The organism is Lysobacter sp. M2-1, from assembly GCF_022662495.1.
In the GTDB taxonomy this organism is placed as follows: domain Bacteria; phylum Pseudomonadota; class Gammaproteobacteria; order Xanthomonadales; family Xanthomonadaceae; genus JAKPBU01.
Genome location: NZ_JAKPBU010000001.1, coordinates 1,402,588 through 1,419,854 on the forward strand (window position 1 = coordinate 1,402,588; position 17,267 = coordinate 1,419,854).

Sequence of the window (17,267 nt, forward strand, 5' to 3'; positions counted from 1 at the left end):
TGGGGGTGTCCGGCTAATTTGGGCGACGGAAACCTTCGCTCACGGGGTTCCGATATGGCAGCGATGCCAGTACTGGCGATCGGATTCGACCCGGTGTGGCGGGCGCGGATGCAGCGCTTGCTCGCCACGCGGGGCGAGCTGGACTGGCTGGGGGCCTACGCCCCAAAGCAGCCGCGCCGCAGCGGCCATAGCGTCCCGGCGTTGCTGCTGCTGGACGGTGACGATCCGCTAATTGAGCGCGAACGCCGACGTCCATTGCTGCCGGCGCCGCGGCGGCTGTACTTCTACCGGCATCCCAACGTGGCGGCACTCCAGCACTGCATCACCAGCGAGGCCAATGCCTGCCTGGACAAGGATGCGTCGCCGGACACGGTGTTGCGCGCAATCCACGCTGCCGAGTCAGGCTTGTTCGTGGTGGCGCCGGAGTTGTTGCTGCGGGCAATGCACGAAGGCGGCGAAGTGCCGATGCCGGCGCCGGCTGATCCACCGGGCGACTGGTCGGCGCTGACCGAGCGTCAACGCGAGATCGTGCGCTGGGCCGCGCGCGGGATGAGCAACAAGCAAATCGCGCGCCAACTTGGGATCAGCCCGGAAACGGTAAAAACCCATTTGCACCATGTGTTCGAGCACGAAGGCATCAGTGGCCGCGTCGCTTTGCTTGTCGCGCATCTCGACGACATCGAAGCGCAAGTGCGCACAACCTGACGTGCGTTGGCTTGGGCGGCGGTGACGTCCGCCCGCGGCTGCCTTCAGGCAGCCGTGACATCCCGCAGTTCCCAGCCGCTGCCGGCCAGCAGGCGCAGGCGATGTTTGAGCACGGCGCCCGGCAGCGTGGTGGTGACGACCAGATCGATGTGCACATGATCCTGCTGACCATGCACGGTCGCGTCCGGATCGGTTGCGCCCAACGTCGGATCCACGGCGTCCGGGTCCTCCTGTCCCGCGCGCCAGCGCTCGAACAGCACGTCGCTGCGCAGCGCGTCCTGCAACTGCGCGGCGAATCCGTCCGCGCCCTGCGCGGAGAACGAGCATGCGCTGTCGCTGCCGCGCGCCTTCTGCGGGTCGGGAAGGCTGAGGTAATAGCGAGTCGCCATGGTCGCATCCCCGTGCAAAGCCAGGGAACAGATTAGCGAATGCATGTTAGCGGCATATCAACGCAGCGGCCCGTCGCCGCGATCCGCGCAGATGTCTAGTCGAATGCCGCGGCCTCGCCTGCGAAGCCCGCGACCAGCGCGCCCTTGCCCACGTTGACCATGCCGGTCAGGCTCATCACGCTTTCGAACACTTCGACATTGTGTTCGGCGCAGACGTCGATCAGGCGCGAGTAGCCCGGCAGGGCACGCATCGCCTCCAGTTCCCCGCCATAGCTCAGCGCGACCGTGGGCGTCATCAGTCCGGCGGCCACGCGCCTGCCGACGAAGCCGAATAGGCGCTCGGCCGCGGCTTCGAACCCCTTCACCTTCGCGACCGGACCGGTCTCGCCGCGGTGGCAGTGCAGGATCGGCTTGATGTCGAGCGCAGTGCCCATGGCCGCGCTCAGGAAACTCACGCTGCGGTCGCCGCGACGCCGGATCCGGTTGCGCAGGTGGTGCAGGTCCGGCGGGACCATGTACCCGTGCGTATGCATCGCCAGGTTCTCCAGCCGCGCGCGGATCTTGGGCGCGCCTTCGCTGGCCGCGCGCAGGCGGGCGGCTTCCACCGCCAGCACGCCGGAGGCGGCAAACACGTTCTGGCTGTCCACCACCCGCAACGAGAACGGCGTGGCGTTGCCCGCGGCCGCCCGCACCGGCTTGTAGTCGTTGAGGATCGAGAAGCTGGCCTGCATCGCGTTCTCGTAGATCGCGCTGCGGGTCCGGGTCATGGTGATGCAGAACACATAGTCGTAGTCGAGCACCAGCCGCGACAGGAACAGGTCGTGGATCTGCTGCACCGTGAACGGCGTGGTGTCGGCCTCGGCCGCGCGTGCGGCGACGTCGCCGCTGAGGAAATTCAGCGCGGCTTCCTCGTTGCGGGTGTCGGCGAGGACGGCGTTGCCGATCTGCACCGTGACCGGCAGGATGGTGACGTGCTCCTGCTCGTAGAACGAGGGGGGCAGGTCGATCGAAGAGTCGACCACGATTCCGATGCGCATGCGCTCTGGTCCGGCGGAACTGCAGGCCCGCAAACTACCGCATCGCGATCAGGCGCGCATGCGGCGGTGCAATGCGTTACAGGCTAGCGGCGCCGCACCCCGACCGGAAGCGAGGCGAGGCGACGCATCTGCGCATCGTCGAACAGCGCTGGGTCGCGCAGCGCCTCCAGGGCGAACGCGTGCGCATCATTGCCCCAGAACAGCAGGTTGCCGACGGCCAGCGTCGGCACGCCGAAGACGCCGGCCTGCAGCGCTTCCTCGGTGTTCTGGCGCAGGGCCTGCTTCACCGCGGCGTCGGCCGGCAACGCCGGGTCCATGCCGAGCCGGGCGCACACGGGCGCAAGCGCCTCGACGCTGTCGCCGGCCCGGCCCTGCACCCAGATCCAGTCGAAGATCGCATCGATCGCCTCCACCGAGGCCCCGGCCGCAATCCCCAGCCGCAGTGCCGCAAGCGGGTTGAACGGGTGTGCGGGCGGGAACACGAGCGGTACGCCTGCGCGCCGCGCCTGCCAGAGCACGTAGCGATAGGTGAACTCGCGCTTCCCTGGAATCTCCGCGGGGCCCTTGTGTCCATGCGCATCGAGCACCGTCGCGAACAGGATCGGCACGCACGCGACCTCGCGTTCGCCCATCAGCGCCCGCACCTTGGGCCAATGCAGATAGGCGAACGGCGAAATGAAGTCGAAATACCAGCGGATCGGCGGCGCGTCGCTCATTGCGTCAATGCCATAGCCCCAGGATCAGTCCGTACAGGGCGAACTGCAGGGTGTGGTAGCTGGCATCGATCAGCCACAGCTTGAGCGAGCGTCCGGCGAAGGCGTAGTTGATGCCGAAGCTGGTGGCCACGTACGCCAGCCCGACCATCAAGCCGGCATGCACCGCGTGGTGCATCTCCGGGCGCGGCCCGAGGAACCAGGCGAAGGCGAAAGCAGCAGCCAGCGAGGCGATGGCCGCGGTGCCGAACACCCGCGCCGGATGGCCGTTGGGCTTGTCCGGGTCCACGCCCGCTTCCCGGCACCAGACGCGCTTGAACAGCGGCCCGTACCAGATTCCGCCAAGCACGAAAGCCGATGCTGCCGCGACCAGCACAGCCCATAGATTGAGATCGGGCATGTTGAGTTCCGGCATGGTGTTCTCCCCAGCGTGGTTGCCCCGCGGCGCAGCTTACTCCGGGCCGCTTGCTGACACCGCCGCATCGTCCGACACTGCGAGCCTGGCTGGGGGATCGACCATGGCGCGCGTGCTGTTCTGCTGGCTGGCTGCGTGTCTGCTGGGTCTGGTATCGGGGCAGGTGGGCGCGCAGCCGAGCGGCATCGTCCAGATCAGTCCCGAAGGCCATTCGGGCGGGCCGCCAACCACGGCGCGCGTGATGCTGCTGACCGGTGCGGTGCAGGGCAGCGGACAGTGGGTCGTGCGACCCGTGCCTGCCGCTGGCCCACGCCTGTTGCTGGTCTATCACCCCTACAGTGCGCGCGTGACGGTTGCGCGTGCGGGCGGCCCGGCCCAGACGAAAACCGTCTTCGATCGCCAGCTGGACCCGCGCTTCTCGCGCCGCGCACTGGTGTTTCCGTTCGAGGGCGACCAGCCGCTGGTGGTGTCGGTGCAGGGCGCGCGCTATCCGCTGCAGGTGCAGGTGCTCGGGCCCGACGAGCATCTGGCCACCGACCTGGTCCACGTCAGGGTGGTCTCGGTCGTGGTCGGCGTGCTGGTCGGCATCGCCCTGGTCGTCATCCTGTTCTGGCTGCTGCTGCGCGAACGCGTCTACCTGCTGTACTCGGCGACAATGGCGCTGCAGCTGCTGTATCTGCTGTGCGCCTATGGCGAAGCGTATGCGCTGCCTGGCCTGCGCGAACTGGCCCGCTTCGGCGCGCCCGGCATCTGGACCGTCGCCACCCTGTCGACCGTGGTCTCGTCGCTGTTCCTGATCGAACTGGCCGACCTGGACACCTATACGCCCCGGCTGAGCCGGCTGTTGCGCTGGATCGGCGCCTGGACGCCTGCGCTGCTGCTGGTGCCGCTGTGGCTACCCTGGCCGGCGGACAAGAGCTGGTTTCCGAACGTCGGCAACCTGCTGCTGCTGGTCGCCAACGTGCTCGGTCTGCTGGCGCTGGCCAACGCCTGGCGCCGGGGCAACCGGCGCGCTGCGTATGCGCTGCTGGCCTGGGTACCGCTGGTGGTGTTGTCCACCGCGCGGGCGGTGCAGCTGTCGACTGGCGCACCGCTCGGGCCGGCGGTCGAGTACGGCCTGCCCGTGGTGCTGGCGCTCGCGGCGGTACTACTGGTCCTGATCCTGGCCGACCGGATGCTTGCGGTACGGCGCGAACGCGACGACGCGCAGGCGGTCGCCGAACGCGACGTGCTGACCGGCGTGTTCAACCGCCAGGGCATCGAACGCCAGCTCGAGCGCGAAATGGCCGAAGCGCGCCACACCGACGGCGATCTTTCCCTGCTGTTCCTGGACCTGGATCACTTCAAGCAGATCAACGACACCCACGGTCACGCCGTGGGCGATGCCTGCCTGCGCGCGATGGTGCGCGCGTCGGTCGGCGAAATGCAGCACCTGGATACCATCGGCCGCCTGGGCGGCGAGGAATTCCTGGTGCTGTTGCCCGGCAGCAACCGCAGACACGCGCGCGATGCCGCCGAGCGCATCCGCCGCACCATCGAAACCCGCTGCGCCACCGTCGCGGACCGGCCGGTTGCGCTGACGCTCAGCATCGGGGTGGCCGAATTCGGCCACAACGACACGCGCGAAGCCCTGTTGCGTCGCGCCGATCAGGCGCTGTACGAAGCCAAGCGCAGCGGACGCAACCGGGTGGTGGTCAGCGCCGCCGAAGCCTAGCGACCCTGCGCGGGGTAGGCGCGCGGCAGGCCGCCGGCTTCCGCAGGCGTGAGCCCGTGCAGATAGCGATCGCGCAGCTCGGTCTGGCGCGAGCGCATCGGGATCGCACGCCCATCCAGCCACACCTGCTGCGCCAGGCTGCTCACTTCCAGCGGATCGCCGCTCCACAGCACCAGGTCGGCCCGGCGCCCCGGTGCGATCTCGCCGATCTGGTCGGCCACGCCCAACGCTTCGGCCGGCACCGAGGTCAACCCGGCCAGGCCGGCTTCCCAGGGCAGGCCATTGGCCACCGCATTGCCGGCCAGCTGGCGCACCTTGCGCGCGTTGTGCGAGGCATCGCCCGATTGGGTGAAGCCGACACGCACGCCCGCGGCCTGCAGCCGCGCGGCATTCTCCATCGTCGCGCCGATACGGTCGAAGTTGCCGGGCAGGTTGGCCAACGGGTCGACGAAGACGGGCACCTTGGCGGCGGCCAGCTGCGGCGCCAGCCGCCAGGCTTCGGCACCGCCGGAAATGGCGATGCGCACGTTGCGCCGCTGCGCCCAGCGCAGCAGCTGGCGGATGTCGGCGGCGCGATCGATGCGCACCATCACCCGGCCACCGCCGCCGAAGTATTTCGCCAGGGTCGCGCGGCCCGCGGGCGTGAGCAGGGCCATGCTCGAATCCTGGCCGATGCGGCCGCGCGATTCATCGATCAGCTGGTCGAGCAGCATCCACTGCGCGGCGCGCGATTCGCCGGTCAACTCCGCCGCCCCGCTGCCCAGGTCCACGAACAGCACGTGCGCGCCGATCGGGTCGGCGCTGCCGTCGAGCCGGACAACGCCGCCCTGTCCGCCGATGATCGAGCCACCGGCGGCGGTGCCGGCGCCCAACAGGGTCCAGCCGATGCCTTCGACCCGCGCCACCGGCACCAGCAGCGAGTCGGGGTTGTAGGCCAGGGTCACGTCGAACTCCGGGCGCACCGTCATGTGCTTGGCGTCGGCCCCGAGCGCGAGCGAACCATCGGTGGTGGCGTCTTCGCCCGAGACTTCCTCGATGCCGATGCCGGTGATGCCGCCGAACAGCGCCGGCGTGACCGGCCGTCCCTGCGCGTCGACCACCTGGGCATCGCCCGCCGCCAGGCCGGTACCAACGGCGGCGATGCGCCCGCCGCGCACCAGTACGTCCGCGTTCTGCAGCGTGCCGCGTGACGTCGCCGTATGCACGGTGGCATTGCGGATCAATACGTCTTGGGCGAGGGTAGGGCTGGCGACAAGCACGGTTGCGAGCACACAGGCGACCAGCCATAGCGGTCGTGGGAGCGGCTTCAGCCGCGAATGCTTTTCGTCGCAGGAGCATTCGCGGCCAAGACCGCTCCCACGCTGGCCGTTCGGACACTCGGCGCCGACACGTGTCATCGCACACCTCCGGTGGCCGCCGCGCCCTGGCCGAGCATGAAATCCGACTTGGGCTGGCGCGATGGATCTGCGCGGTCGTAGACCCGCGCGCCGTCCACGTACACCTGTTCGGCGTGCGCATACACGCTGAAGGGATTGCCGCTCCACAGCACCACGTCGCCCATCTTGCCCGGCGCCAGCGTGCCGGTCATGCCGTCCACGCCCATCGCCTTCGCGGGATTGAGCGTGATCCAGCGGATCGCGCGCTCGGGCGGGATGTCGATACCCACCTGTCTGGCATGCGCCATCACCTTGGCCGCTTCCTGGTTAAGCCGCTGGATGCCCTCGTCCGAATCCGAATGCACGATCGCGCAGCCGTTCTGCGGCCGGTCCACCAGGGCGATGTTCTCCTGGATGCCGTCGAAGGCCTCCATCTTGAAGCCCCACCAGTCGGCCCACAGCGCGCCGCACACGCCTTCCGCGGCCAGGCGATCGGCCAGCTTGTAGGCCTCCACGCCGTGGTGGAAAGCGGCGACCTTGAAGCCGAATTCCTTGGCTAGGTCGAGCATCGTCGCCATCTCGTCGGCGCGGTAGCAGTGGATGTGCACGCGGATGTCGCCGTTGATCGCGCCGGCTAGGGTGTCGAGCTTGAGGTCGCGCTTGCCGCCGGCATCCTTGTCGGAGTCTTCCTTGCCCTCCTTGGCCGGTGCGGTGCGCTTCTTCAGGTACTCGGCCGCATCGATGAAGGCGGCGCGGTAGCCGGCCACGTTGGCCATGCGCGTCGCCGGCCCGCCCTTCTGGCCGTACACGCGCTTGGGATTCTCGCCGCAGGCCATCTTGAGGCCCCAGGGCGCGCCGGGGAACTTCATCCCCTGATAGGTGGTGGACGGCACGTTCCTCAGGGTCACGCCGCGACCACCGACCAGGTTGGCCGAGCCGGGCAGGATCTGCAGCGTGGTCACGCCGCCGGCCATCGCCGCCTGGAAGCCCGGATCCTGCGGCCACACCGAATGCTCGGCCCACACGTTCGCCGTCACCGGCGCGGTGGCTTCGTTGCCGTCGCTGTGCGCGTTCATGCCGGGGCTGGGATACACGCCCAGGTGCGAATGCACGTCGATCAGCCCGGGCGTCACCCACTTGCCGCTGCCATCGACGCGGATCGCGTCCGCCGGCGCCGACAGCCCGCTGCCGACCGCGGCGATCTTGCCGCCCTGCAGCAGCACATCGGCATTGTCGATGCGCTCGCCGCTGCCGGTGAGCACGGTCGCGCCGGAAATCAGCACCGGAGGGGAGGCGATCGCCCGATAGGTGCTGGGATAGGGATCGTCGGTGAAGGACGGACGCGCGGCCGATGCGGACGGGTCCGGGGCATCGGTCCGCGCCGATGTGCTGGCGCAGCCCAGCAGCAACGTGGTCGCCAGCGCGGCGGTCAAGGGTCTGAGCATGGCGGTTCCCCGGGAACGATCAGGAAACCTAGCCGCTGCGCGTCGTGCTGCCAAGCCTGACGATGGTCATGGGACGGTGTGACGAAATACCTGCGTGCTCGGTGAGCGTCCTTCGACTTCGCTGCGCTACGCTCAGGACCAACGGTCCAATACTCCCCGTTCGCCCTGAGCGTAGGGGCCGGAGGCTCCGAAGTCGAAGGGCTTGGAACAAACGGCTTCGTCCCTTCTGGAAACATTGGTCCCCGGATCAAGTCCGGGGCAGGCTCTGAGCGTAGGCGCGCAGCGCCGAAGTCGAAGGACTCGGGGCAGCGGTTTAAGCTAGGCGCATGAAGGAAAAGTCCCAGATCGTCGACAACTGGCTGCCGCGCTACACCGGCGTCCCGCTGGATGGGTTCGGCGAGCACATCCTGCTGACCAATTTCGGCGGTTATCTCGGCCATTTCAGCCGGCTGACCGGTGCCGAGGTCGTCGGCATCGACCGGCCGATGCCCAGCGCCACCGCCGACGGCATCACCATGATCAATTTCGGCATGGGCAGCCCCAACGCCGCGACCATGATGGACCTGCTCTCGGCCATCGCGCCCAAGGCGGTGCTGTTCCTGGGCAAGTGCGGCGGCCTCAAGCGCAAGAACCAGCTCGGCGACCTGGTGCTGCCGATCGCGGCGATCCGCGGCGAAGGCACCAGCAACGACTATCTGCTGCCGGAGGTCCCGGCATTGCCGGCGTTCGCCCTGCAGCGCGCGGTGTCGACCATGATCCGCGACCTGGGCCACGACTACTGGACCGGCACCGTCTACACCACCAACCGGCGCGTGTGGGAACACGACGATGCGTTCAAGGAACGCCTGCGGCTGATGCGCTGCATGGCGATCGACATGGAAACCGCCACCATCTTCGCCGCCGGATTCGCCAACCGCATCCCCTGCGGCGCGCTGCTGCTGGTCAGCGACCAGCCGATGGTGCCGGAAGGCGTCAAGACCGAGGCCTCGGACGCGAAGGTCAGCGCGGAGTACGTCGAGCGCCACATCCAGATCGGCATCGAGGCGCTACGCCTGATCCGCCGGCACGGCAAGTCGGTCAAGCACCTGCGGTTCGACGAGTGATGCGCTGTTCCAGGCCGCTTCGTGGGAGCGAGCTCGCTCGCGAATGCTCCTGGCGAGCTGCTGTGTCCTTTTAAGCATTCGCGGCCGAAGCCGCTCCCACCGGAAGTGAATCTGTTTCGACAAGGAGACCCGAATGGCCATCCAGACCTACACCGGCAGCTGCCACTGCGGCAACGTGAAGTTCGAGGTCGACCTCGACCTGGCCGAAGGCGGCGGCAAGTGCAACTGCTCGATCTGCCGCAAGACCCGCAACTGGTCGGCGAGCGTGAAGCCCGAAGCCTTCCGCCTGTTGAGCGATCCGGAGGCGACGACCGACTATTTCCGCAATGGCGTGGTGCACTGGCCGTTCTGCAAGACCTGCGGCGTCCGGCCCTACGGGCACGGCGACATTCCCGAGGCCGGCGGTCCGTTCGCCTCGGTGCAGCTGGCCTGCCTGGACGCACCGGCCGAGGAGCTTGCCGCGGCGCCGGTGCGCTACGCCAATGGACGCGACAACGACTGGTGGCACGAGCCGTCCGAAGCCGAGAAGAAGTTTCTGTGACGAATCGGACCGATGCTGGCGACGTCGTAGCGTTCTGGCGCGACGCCGGTTATCCGAAGTGGTTCCAGGGCGGCACGACGTTCGACGACGACTGTCGCGACCGCTTCCACGATGCCCATTTCGCCGCGGCGCGCCGCGAGTGCGAAGCCTGGATGGACAGCGCCGAAGGCGCGCTCGCGCTGGTGCTGCTGCTGGACCAGATCCCGCGCAACGTCTTCCGCGGCAGCGGGCATGCGTTCGCGACCGATCCGCTGGCGCGGCATTACGCGGCCCGCGCGCTCGCAGCCGGCTTCGACCTGCAGTGCGATCCGGCGCTGCGGCTGTTCTTCTACATGCCGTTCGAACATTCCGAGGACGCCGCCGAGCAGGCGCGTTCGGTCGAGCTGTTCGCCGCGCTCGGCGACGACAATCTGATGGGCTACGCGGTCGCGCACCGCGATGTCATCGCGCGCTTCGGCCGCTTCCCGCACCGCAACCGCGCGCTGGGTCGCGACAATACGCCCGACGAGCAGGCGTGGCTGGATGCAGGTGGAGGCTTCTGAAGTTGTGTAGGGAACGTTCGCGACCGGAGTCAGGACAGGGTCAGTACCGCGGAATCGACGGATCGACCGCCTCGGCCCAGGCCTCGATTCCGCCTTCGACGTTGTAGACCTCGCGGTAGCCCAGTTCGCGGAAGTGCTCGGCCGCCTCCTGGCTGCGGTTGCCGTGATGGCACAGGAAGGCGAGCGGCGTGTCGGTGGGCAGTTCGCGGATCCGTGCGATGCCCTCGTCCAGATGCAGATACGGCAGCGGCACCGCGGCGAGTGCGCGTTCCTCCGCCGGACGCACGTCGACCAGGGTGAGACTGCCGGCGCGCGTGCGGGCTTCGGCGTCGATCGGCGAAAGCGCGCGCACCGGTGCAGGCGCATTCGGATTCTCGATCACCAGGCCGCGGCCGCGGTCGTCGTCGGCCCAGTCGATCGACAGGCCCTCGGCGCGACGCGCGCCCGCCAGGTCGAACTGCAGCGGGATGCCGTCGACTTCGGTCACGATCGCGGCGGGGTTGCGCGGCGCCAGCTGCAGCCGGGTGCGGAAGCGCGGATCGATCTGCAGCTGGATCACGACCTCGCCACCGGCGTCGTCGAGGGCCTGGCGCAGCATCTTCACTGCCGACGGCGTCAGACGGACCTGCGGCGGGGTGCGGTCGGGCTTCGGCAGGCCGAGCGCGGCATGCAGTTCGCCCGAATTGGCCATCTGCTCGACGATGTCGCTGCCGCCGACCAGTTCGCCGCCGATGTACAACTGCGGGATCGTCGGCCAGTCGCCATAGGTCTTGATGCCTTCGCGGATCTCCGCGTCGGACAGCACGTCGACGTGCGCGTACTCCACGCCCAGGTCGCCGAGGATGCCCACGGCCTTGGCCGAGAAGCCGCACTGCGGCGCCGCCGGTTCGCCTTTCATGAACAGCACCACGCGGTGCGTCTGCAGCAGCGTTTCGATGCGTTGGCGGGTATCGGGGGACAATGACATGACGGCGATCCAGGGCGGGGGCAGCGATTCTACGCCGTGCGATCATGCCGGCATGTCGTTGCCCCGCTTCCATCGGCCGCCGCGCCGTCCGCATGCGTGGCTATGGGCGCTGTTGCTCTCGCAACTGCTCGTGGCGGCGCTGTGGTGGCGCTTCGGCTGGCGGCTGGGGCTGCCGGTCATGATCGCCAGCCACCTGCCGTTATGGTGGGGCGTGCTGTGGCCACAGTCGCGGCTTTACGGGCCCGTGCTCACGCGATTGCCAGTCGAGGACCGGCGCGTATGGCTGACCATCGACGACGGGCCTTCGGCCGACACGCGCGCCATCCTCGACCTGCTGGACGCGCATGGAGCCAGGGCGACGTTCTTCCTGGTCGGCGATCGCGCGCGCGCGCGACCCGACGACGCGCGCGAGATCGTGCGCCGCGGCCACGGCATCGGCAACCACAGCGCGGGCCATCCACAGGCGTGGTTCTGGGCGCTGGGTCCGCGCACCATGGCAGGCGAGATCGAACGCGGGCAGGAAGCGTTGCGCGCGATCACCGGCGTGAAACCGCACTGGTTTCGTGCCGTGGTCGGCATGGCCAATCCGTTCGTGTCGGCGCCGCTGAAGCGGCTCGGGCTCGCGCGCGTGGCCTGGAGCGCGCGCGGCTACGACGGCGTGGGCGCATCGCCCGAACGCGTGGTCCGGCGGATCGCCGGCCAGTTGTCGCCCGGCGCCATCGTGCTGTTGCACGAAGGCGGTGCGGCGACGCGTAGCGTGGAGACCATCGCCCTTCTGCTCGAGCGCATGCGCGCCGAAGACTACCGCACCGTGCTGCCCGAGCAGCTGTAGGCGCTTACGTCCGGGTCGCCACGATCAGCCAGTTATTGAACGGCGTCTTGCCGTACAGAGGCTGGAAGCTGGATTCCAGCCCGGCGGCGTGGAGCCGCTGCTCAAGGAAGGCGCGGCTCGGATAGCGACGCGGATTGGTCTGCATCCATCCGGCCAGATGCCCGAACCAGTCCGCCGCGCGGGTGGTGCGATGGCGCCCACTGTCATCGCCCAGGCCGCTGCGGATGACCAGCCGCGCACCCGGCACCAGCATCGCGGCGGCCGCGTCGAGCATGGCGTGTTGCGCCTCGTCCGGCAGGTAATGCAGCACGTCGAGGATCGCGACGCTGCCGTGATGATCGGGCAGCGCCTGGACCAGATCGGCGGTCGTGAAGCGCGCGTCGTGCAGGCCGGTGCGCTCGGCGATGCGCGCGGCGCGCGCGATCTTGCCGGCGTCGATGTCGACGCCCGCGTACGGCTGGCGCTGGCCGTCGCCGCGCAGCGTATGCGCCAGCAGCCCCAGCCCGCAGCCGAGATCCATCAGCGGCGCATCGCAGCCGCGCAATGCGGCGAGGACCCCCGGATACAGCGGATCGCTGCGCAGCTTGGCGAGCGTGTAGTAGTAGTCGTAGCGGTTGCCGTGCCAGCGTGCGGGCCGGAAGGCGCGCGCGATGCGCGCGGCCGTTTCCCGGTCGAAGGGCTGTACGTCGTTGATCATGGCGTCGATGCGCTCCGGTGAAGCGGCAACCTAGCAGACGAGGCTCACAGCATGCCGCGGTCGGCGCGACTTCGCGCCTGCATCGTGACTCGCGGTCCAACGGCGTTCTATGTGCCGTTCTTCAATGCCGCGCGCACCGCGGGCTGCGCCAGCTGTGCCCAACGCGCGTACATCGCCGGCCCCGGATGCAGGCCGTCGGCGGCGAGCATTGACTCGTCGCCACCACATTCGCGGCTGAGCGGCGTGATGTCGACGAAGGCGACGCCGTGCCTGGCGCAGACCGCGCGCGCGGAGGCGTTGTAGGCGTCCAGTTCTGCCGATACCTGCGCCAGGGCGCGCCCGCTGCCGGCGCCGAATCGGGTAGAGCCCCAGTCCGGAATCGACAGCACCACCACCCGCTCCGGCCGGCCGCCGGCGAAGCCGATCGCGCGCGCCAGCAGGCGCTCGAATTCGGCCGCGTAGTTGTCGAGGTCGCGCCCGCGGTACTGGTTGTTCACGCCGATCAGCAGCGTGACCAGGTCGTAGTCGCTCGCCGGCGCCTCGGCATCGATCGCCGCATCCAGCTCATCGGTCGTCCAGCCGGTCATGGCGATCGTGCGCGGGTCGTGCAGCGCAATGCCCGCGTCGCGCAGCGCGGCGGCGAGCTGATGGGTCCAGCGTGCGTCGGCCGCGACGCCTTCGCCGATGGTGTAGGAATCGCCGAGCGCGAGGTAGGACAGTCCGGTCACATCGCCTCCGGCGGGCATCGCCGGCGGGGGATCACGCTGCAGACTTCGCGCCGACCTTCAGCGGGACGACCTTGCCCGCCGCCTCGGCGCGCCGCGACAGCACCCGGTCGATGCGGGCGAAGACTTCCCGCAGCACCGCGGCCTCGGGCAGCAGCGTGACCCGGAAGCGGTTGCGATAGGGCACGTTGAAGCTGGAGCCGGGCACGATCAGCACATCCTCGGTCTCGAGCATCTCCAGCGCGAAGGCATGGTCGTCGAAGCCGCGCGCCGCGTCGCCGACCACGCCGGGGAAACCGTACAGCGCGCCCTGCGGCGCGACCAGGGACAGGTGTTCGCTGGCCTGGCAGCTTTCGATCAGCGCGCGCCGGGTCTCGTACAGCCGTCCGCCCGGCTGGCACAGCGCGCCGATGGTGTCGGCGCCGTGCAGCGCCTGTTCGATCGCGAACTGCCCCGGCACGTTGGCGCACAGGCGCAGCGCGCCGAGCAGGTCCATGGCGTGGTGGAAATCGCCGCTGGCCAGCGGATCGCCGCTGAGCACCGCCCAGCCCACGCGCCAGCCGCAGGCCCGGTGCACCTTGGACAGGCCGCCGAAGCTCAGGCAGGGCACCTCGCCGGCCACCGGCGCGATCGGCTCGAAACGATGGCCGTCGTAGAGGATGCCGTCGTAGATCTCGTCGGCCATCAGCAGCAGGCCATGCTTGTGCGCGATCGCGACGATGCGCTCGAGCAGCGCGCGCGGGTAGTTCGCACCAGTGGGGTTGTTCGGATTGATCAGCACGATCGCGCGGGTGCGCGCGGACACCAGCGATTCGATCTGGTCCGGGTCGGGCAGGAACCCGTCCTCGGGCGTGCAGCGGTAATACACCGGACGGCCGTCGTTGAGGATCGTCGCCGCGCTCCACAGCGGATAGTCCGGCGAGGGCAGCAGCACCTCGTCGCCCGGGTTGAGCAGTGCGCGCAGCGAGATGTCGATCAGCTCGCTGACACCGTTGCCGATGAAGACGCGCTCGGGCGACGCGTTCGGCGTGCCGCGCGCCTTGTGGAACGCGGCCACCGCCTCGCGTGCCTCCGGCAGCCCCTGCTGGTGGGTGTAGGGGTCGGTATGCGCGATGTGGTCGGCGATCGCGCGCTGCAGGTGGTCCGGCGCGCGGAACCCGAACGCCCCCGGATTGCCGATATTGAGTTTGATCAGGGTGCGGCCCTGGGCCTCCAGTTCGCGGGCGCGCCGGGCCAGTTCACCGCGGATTTCGTAGCGGACTTCCGACAGGCGCTGGCGGGTCTTGAGGCTAGGGGGTGACATCGGGCAGGCGGGCGGGGCAGGGAATATGCCAGCCTAGCGGAAACCGGCGCCGGGTTCAGCCCGGACGAAGCAGATTTTGCGGCGATTTGCTTTTCCCCTGAACCGGATCGAAAGTCGAAGGCACCCGACCCCGGCGACCCACGGGGGCGCCGAAACGGCGCGCTCACGATACCTTTGGTCCCTCCCATCGCTGTTGCTACCGATCCCTGCATGGCTGATATGCCCGTCGAGCTTCCCGAAACCATCGAACGCAGCACCGGCGATGCGCCGGGCTGGAGCGTGGTCTGGCTGCACGGCCTGGGCGCGGATGGCAACGATTTCGTGCCGATCGTGCCCGAGCTGCTGCGGCCGGAGTGGCCGGCGATCCGGTTCGTCTTCCCGCATGCGCCGGTGCGCGCGGTGACGATCAACGGCGGTGCCCGGATGCGCGCGTGGTACGACATCCGCGACATGGACCTGTCCAATCGCGCCGACGCCGAGGGTGTGGACCAGTCGATCGCACAGGTCGGTGCGCTGATCGCGCGCGAGGGCGAGCGCGGGGTGCCGCCTGCGCGCGTGTTCCTGGCCGGGTTCTCGCAGGGCGGCGCGATCGCCCTGGCGGCGGGTATCCGCCGGCGCGAGCCGCTGGCCGGCCTGATCGCGCTCTCCACCTACCTGCCGCTGGGCGCGGCGACCCTGCAGCCGCTGACCGCACAGGCCCGCACGCAGCCGATCTTCATGGCCCACGGCCTGCACGATCCGGTGGTGCCGTACACCGGCGGCAAGCGCAGCCGCGATGCGCTGCGCGACGCCGGATTCGATGTCGACTGGCACGCGTGGCCGATGGCGCACCAGGTGTGCGCCGAGGAAATCGGCGCGCTCTCGGCCTGGATGTCGCGGCGCTTCGCGCAAGGCTGATGGCCGGCGACGCGCCCGCGCCCTGGCTGCCGGATCTGTGCCGGCTCAGCCGGCTGGCGGTGCTGTTCGGGGTGGCGGAAATGGTGGTGCTAGTCGTGGCGCTGGCCCCGGACGGTGGCGCGCCCTGGAATTTGAACCGGTTCGTCTCGGGCAGCGGTTTCGCCCTGTGGCTGGCGCTGACCGTGGCGGTGTTGCTGTGCGTGGCCCGGAGGCGGCTCTCACGCCTGCCGCGCGCGCTCGGCGGTGCGCTCGCCCTGCTGCTCGGGGCCTCGGTCGCGGCGGGCGGCGCGGCGCTGCTGTATCTGATCGACACCAACCTGGGCGCGGGACTGGTGCCCGAGGCCGTGACCGTGCAGCGCTTCGCCTTTGGCAGCGCCGCGCTCACCGTGCTGGTCCTGGCGGCGGTGCTGCCCTACCTGTACGCGGTGGAGGCCTGGCGCGATCAGGTCCGCGCCAGCGCCCGCGCCGAGGTCGACGCGCTGCAGGCGCGGATCCGCCCGCACTTCCTGTTCAACAGCATGAACACGATCGCCGGGCTCGTGCGCAGCGACCCGAAGACCGCCGAGCGCGTGGTGCTCGACCTGTCCGACCTGTTCCGGGCCGCGCTCCAGGCCGGCGAGGTCGAATCCAGCCTGGCCGAGGAGGTCGAGCTGGCCGAGCGCTACCTGGCGATCGAGTCGCTTCGGCTCGGAGCGCGCCTGCAGGTCGAATGGCACAAACAGGACCCGCTGCCCTGGCGCCTGCCGCTGCCCCGGCTGGTGCTGCAGCCGCTGGTGGAGAACGCCGTGCTGCACGGCATCTCGCGTCTGCCCGAGGGCGGCACGATCGAGATCGACCTGGCCGAATCCGACGATCTGCTGCGCATGCGGGTGCGCAATCCGGCGCTTCCGCCACGTGAACGGGATGGCGGCGCCGGGGCTGGACATGCGCAGCGCAGCATCGGCCATCGGCTGGCCTACGCGTTCGGGCCGCGCGCGCGCATGGCGGCCGGGTGGGAGGATGGCTACTATCAGTGCGAACTGCGCATTCCGACGACCCCCCAGCCGCTGAGGACCTGATGGCCGTGGCAGCGATCCAGGTGGCGACGTGCAAGGTAACGGCATGAAAGTGGTCATCGCCGACGACGAGCCGCTGGCGCGCGAACGCCTGCGCAGCCTGCTGGCCGAGCAGCCGGATGTGGAAGTCGTGGCCGAGGCCACCGATGGCCACAGCGCCCTGCATGCCTGTGCCGAACACATGCCCGACGTCGTGCTGCTGGACATCGCGATGCCCGGCATCGACGGGCTGGAGACCGCGCGCCATCTGGCCGCCTTCGAACCGCGCCCGGCGGTGGTGTTCTGCACCGCCTACGACGCGCACGCGCTCTCTGCATTCGAGGCCGCGGCGGTCGACTATCTGGTCAAGCCGGTGCGTCCGGAGCGCCTGGCGGGCGCGCTCGAGCGCGCGCGGCGCTTCATGGCGGGGCGTCGCACCGCCGAGGAACCGGGCGCGGGCAAGCGTCGCACCCATCTGTGCGCGCGCATGCGCGGCTCGCTGCGCCTGATTCCGGTCGACGATGTGCACTACCTGCAGGCCGAAGAGAAATACGTGGTGGTGCATCACGCACGTGGCGAGGACCTGATCGAGGAGTCGCTCAGATCGCTGGAGGAGGAATTCGGCGAGCGCTTCGTGCGCATCCACCGCAATTGCCTGGTGGCGCGCCACGAGCTGGTCGAACTGCGCCGCGCCGCCGACGGCCACGTGCACGCGATCCTGCGCCACGGCCGCGAGCCGCTGGAGGTCAGCCGACGCTGCGTCGGCCAGGTGCGCGAGACGGTGAAGCATCTTTGATGCCGGGATTCGGGATTCGGGATTCGCGAAAGCGGG

19 protein-coding genes are annotated in these 17,267 nt (G+C 69.4%); 9 read left to right on the top strand and 10 right to left on the bottom strand.

Features of this window, described 5'->3' with window-relative positions:
- The first annotated feature begins 18 nt into the window (after positions 1–18).
- The gene (locus MC375_RS06130; protein ID WP_242102409.1) at positions 19–705 is read left to right on the top strand and encodes a response regulator transcription factor; all 687 of its coding nucleotides are present in this window, start codon (positions 19–21) and stop codon (positions 703–705) included.
- A gap of 44 nt (positions 706–749) precedes the next feature.
- On the opposite strand, the gene MC375_RS06135 is transcribed toward MC375_RS06130, so the two are convergent.
- The 4 genes from MC375_RS06135 to MC375_RS06150 all read right to left on the bottom strand — a co-directional run bounded on the left by MC375_RS06135 (position 750) and on the right by MC375_RS06150 (position 3,244).
- Positions 750–1,094: a hypothetical protein gene (locus MC375_RS06135; protein ID WP_242102410.1), complete on the bottom strand. Its 345-nt coding sequence runs from the start codon at positions 1,092–1,094 to the stop codon at positions 750–752.
- Between the two features lie 95 nt (positions 1,095–1,189).
- Complete coding sequence (locus tag MC375_RS06140; RefSeq protein ID WP_242102411.1) at positions 1,190–2,131, bottom strand: DegV family protein; 942 nt, start codon at positions 2,129–2,131, stop codon at positions 1,190–1,192.
- Between the two features lie 83 nt (positions 2,132–2,214).
- On the bottom strand, positions 2,215–2,847 hold the full coding sequence (locus MC375_RS06145) for a 2-hydroxychromene-2-carboxylate isomerase (RefSeq protein ID WP_242102412.1): 633 nt from the start codon (positions 2,845–2,847) through the stop codon (positions 2,215–2,217).
- A gap of 4 nt (positions 2,848–2,851) precedes the next feature.
- Complete coding sequence (locus MC375_RS06150; protein ID WP_242102413.1) at positions 2,852–3,244, bottom strand: DUF1761 domain-containing protein; 393 nt, start codon at positions 3,242–3,244, stop codon at positions 2,852–2,854.
- Positions 3,245–3,362: 118 nt separating this feature from the next.
- Here MC375_RS06150 and MC375_RS06155 point away from each other — a divergent pair, with 118 nt between their 5' ends.
- The gene (locus MC375_RS06155) at positions 3,363–4,973 is read left to right on the top strand and encodes a GGDEF domain-containing protein (RefSeq protein WP_242102414.1); all 1,611 of its coding nucleotides are present in this window, start codon (positions 3,363–3,365) and stop codon (positions 4,971–4,973) included.
- Here the strand turns inward: MC375_RS06155 and MC375_RS06160 are convergent.
- Entirely contained in the window at positions 4,970–6,370 is a 1,401-nt protein-coding gene (locus MC375_RS06160; RefSeq protein WP_242102415.1) for an amidohydrolase family protein, read from the bottom strand. The genes MC375_RS06155 and MC375_RS06160 overlap by 4 nt on opposite strands.
- A complete protein-coding gene (locus MC375_RS06165; RefSeq protein WP_242102416.1) occupies positions 6,367–7,794 on the bottom strand; it encodes an amidohydrolase in 1,428 nt (475 codons plus the stop codon). Before MC375_RS06165 ends, MC375_RS06160 begins: the two co-directional genes overlap by 4 nt.
- Positions 7,795–8,120: 326 nt before the next feature.
- Here MC375_RS06165 and MC375_RS06170 point away from each other — a divergent pair, with 326 nt between their 5' ends.
- The 3 genes from MC375_RS06170 (at position 8,121) to MC375_RS06180 (ending at position 9,980) form a co-directional block, all read left to right on the top strand.
- On the top strand, positions 8,121–8,897 hold the full coding sequence (locus MC375_RS06170; protein ID WP_242102417.1) for an AMP nucleosidase: 777 nt from the start codon (positions 8,121–8,123) through the stop codon (positions 8,895–8,897).
- A gap of 133 nt (positions 8,898–9,030) precedes the next feature.
- Positions 9,031–9,438: a GFA family protein gene (locus MC375_RS06175; RefSeq protein ID WP_242102418.1), complete on the top strand. Its 408-nt coding sequence runs from the start codon at positions 9,031–9,033 to the stop codon at positions 9,436–9,438.
- Positions 9,435–9,980: a DUF924 family protein gene (locus tag MC375_RS06180; protein WP_242102419.1), complete on the top strand. Its 546-nt coding sequence runs from the start codon at positions 9,435–9,437 to the stop codon at positions 9,978–9,980. The genes MC375_RS06175 and MC375_RS06180 overlap by 4 nt, the downstream gene beginning before the upstream one ends.
- Before the next feature lie 40 nt (positions 9,981–10,020).
- On the opposite strand, the gene grxD is transcribed toward MC375_RS06180, so the two are convergent.
- Positions 10,021–10,947, bottom strand: coding sequence for a Grx4 family monothiol glutaredoxin (grxD, locus tag MC375_RS06185; RefSeq protein WP_242102420.1), 927 nt, complete (start codon positions 10,945–10,947; stop codon positions 10,021–10,023).
- A 52-nt stretch (positions 10,948–10,999) separates the two neighbouring features.
- On the opposite strand from grxD, the gene MC375_RS06190 reads away from it, so the two are divergent.
- Complete coding sequence (locus MC375_RS06190; protein ID WP_242102421.1) at positions 11,000–11,779, top strand: polysaccharide deacetylase family protein; 780 nt, start codon at positions 11,000–11,002, stop codon at positions 11,777–11,779.
- A gap of 4 nt (positions 11,780–11,783) precedes the next feature.
- On the opposite strand, the gene MC375_RS06195 is transcribed toward MC375_RS06190, so the two are convergent.
- The 3 genes from MC375_RS06195 to MC375_RS06205 all read right to left on the bottom strand — a co-directional run bounded on the left by MC375_RS06195 (position 11,784) and on the right by MC375_RS06205 (position 14,504).
- On the bottom strand, positions 11,784–12,476 hold the full coding sequence (locus MC375_RS06195; RefSeq protein WP_242102422.1) for a class I SAM-dependent methyltransferase: 693 nt from the start codon (positions 12,474–12,476) through the stop codon (positions 11,784–11,786).
- Between the two features lie 107 nt (positions 12,477–12,583).
- On the bottom strand, positions 12,584–13,222 hold the full coding sequence (locus MC375_RS06200) for an SGNH/GDSL hydrolase family protein (RefSeq protein ID WP_242102423.1): 639 nt from the start codon (positions 13,220–13,222) through the stop codon (positions 12,584–12,586).
- Between the two features lie 13 nt (positions 13,223–13,235).
- Positions 13,236–14,504: an aminotransferase class I/II-fold pyridoxal phosphate-dependent enzyme gene (locus MC375_RS06205; RefSeq protein WP_242102424.1), complete on the bottom strand. Its 1,269-nt coding sequence runs from the start codon at positions 14,502–14,504 to the stop codon at positions 13,236–13,238.
- Between the two features lie 219 nt (positions 14,505–14,723).
- On the opposite strand from MC375_RS06205, the gene MC375_RS06210 reads away from it, so the two are divergent.
- The 3 genes from MC375_RS06210 to MC375_RS06220 are packed head-to-tail and all read left to right on the top strand — an operon-like array spanning position 14,724 to position 17,231.
- Entirely contained in the window at positions 14,724–15,401 is a 678-nt protein-coding gene (locus MC375_RS06210) for an alpha/beta hydrolase (RefSeq protein WP_242102965.1), read from the top strand.
- Entirely contained in the window at positions 15,401–16,459 is a 1,059-nt protein-coding gene (locus MC375_RS06215; protein WP_242102425.1) for a sensor histidine kinase, read from the top strand. The genes MC375_RS06210 and MC375_RS06215 overlap by 1 nt, the downstream gene beginning before the upstream one ends.
- 43 nt (positions 16,460–16,502) lie before the next feature.
- Positions 16,503–17,231, top strand: a complete 729-nt coding sequence (locus MC375_RS06220) for a LytTR family DNA-binding domain-containing protein (protein WP_242102426.1) — start codon at positions 16,503–16,505, stop codon at positions 17,229–17,231.
- Positions 17,232–17,267 lie beyond the last annotated feature (36 nt).

What these genes read in the sequence shown, in the direction of transcription:
- MC375_RS06135 (WP_242102410.1), bottom strand. Translation starts at nt 1,094, where the DNA reads ATGGCGACTCGCTATTACCTCAGCCTTCCCGACCCGCAGAAGGCGCGC.
- MC375_RS06140 (WP_242102411.1), bottom strand. Translation starts at nt 2,131, where the DNA reads ATGCGCATCGGAATCGTGGTCGACTCTTCGATCGACCTGCCCCCCTCG.
- MC375_RS06145 (WP_242102412.1), bottom strand. Translation starts at nt 2,847, where the DNA reads ATGAGCGACGCGCCGCCGATCCGCTGGTATTTCGACTTCATTTCGCCG.
- MC375_RS06150 (WP_242102413.1), bottom strand. Translation starts at nt 3,244, where the DNA reads ATGCCCGATCTCAATCTATGGGCTGTGCTGGTCGCGGCAGCATCGGCT.
- MC375_RS06155 (WP_242102414.1), top strand. Translation starts at nt 3,363, where the DNA reads ATGGCGCGCGTGCTGTTCTGCTGGCTGGCTGCGTGTCTGCTGGGTCTG.
- MC375_RS06160 (WP_242102415.1), bottom strand. Translation starts at nt 6,370, where the DNA reads ATGACACGTGTCGGCGCCGAGTGTCCGAACGGCCAGCGTGGGAGCGGT.
- MC375_RS06165 (WP_242102416.1), bottom strand. Translation starts at nt 7,794, where the DNA reads ATGCTCAGACCCTTGACCGCCGCGCTGGCGACCACGTTGCTGCTGGGC.
- MC375_RS06170 (WP_242102417.1), top strand. Translation starts at nt 8,121, where the DNA reads ATGAAGGAAAAGTCCCAGATCGTCGACAACTGGCTGCCGCGCTACACC.
- MC375_RS06175 (WP_242102418.1), top strand. Translation starts at nt 9,031, where the DNA reads ATGGCCATCCAGACCTACACCGGCAGCTGCCACTGCGGCAACGTGAAG.
- grxD (WP_242102420.1), bottom strand. Translation starts at nt 10,947, where the DNA reads ATGTCATTGTCCCCCGATACCCGCCAACGCATCGAAACGCTGCTGCAG.
- MC375_RS06190 (WP_242102421.1), top strand. Translation starts at nt 11,000, where the DNA reads ATGTCGTTGCCCCGCTTCCATCGGCCGCCGCGCCGTCCGCATGCGTGG.
- MC375_RS06195 (WP_242102422.1), bottom strand. Translation starts at nt 12,476, where the DNA reads ATGATCAACGACGTACAGCCCTTCGACCGGGAAACGGCCGCGCGCATC.
- MC375_RS06200 (WP_242102423.1), bottom strand. Translation starts at nt 13,222, where the DNA reads ATGCCCGCCGGAGGCGATGTGACCGGACTGTCCTACCTCGCGCTCGGC.
- MC375_RS06205 (WP_242102424.1), bottom strand. Translation starts at nt 14,504, where the DNA reads ATGTCACCCCCTAGCCTCAAGACCCGCCAGCGCCTGTCGGAAGTCCGC.
- MC375_RS06210 (WP_242102965.1), top strand. Translation starts at nt 14,724, where the DNA reads ATGCCCGTCGAGCTTCCCGAAACCATCGAACGCAGCACCGGCGATGCG.
- MC375_RS06215 (WP_242102425.1), top strand. Translation starts at nt 15,401, where the DNA reads ATGGCCGGCGACGCGCCCGCGCCCTGGCTGCCGGATCTGTGCCGGCTC.
- MC375_RS06220 (WP_242102426.1), top strand. Translation starts at nt 16,503, where the DNA reads ATGAAAGTGGTCATCGCCGACGACGAGCCGCTGGCGCGCGAACGCCTG.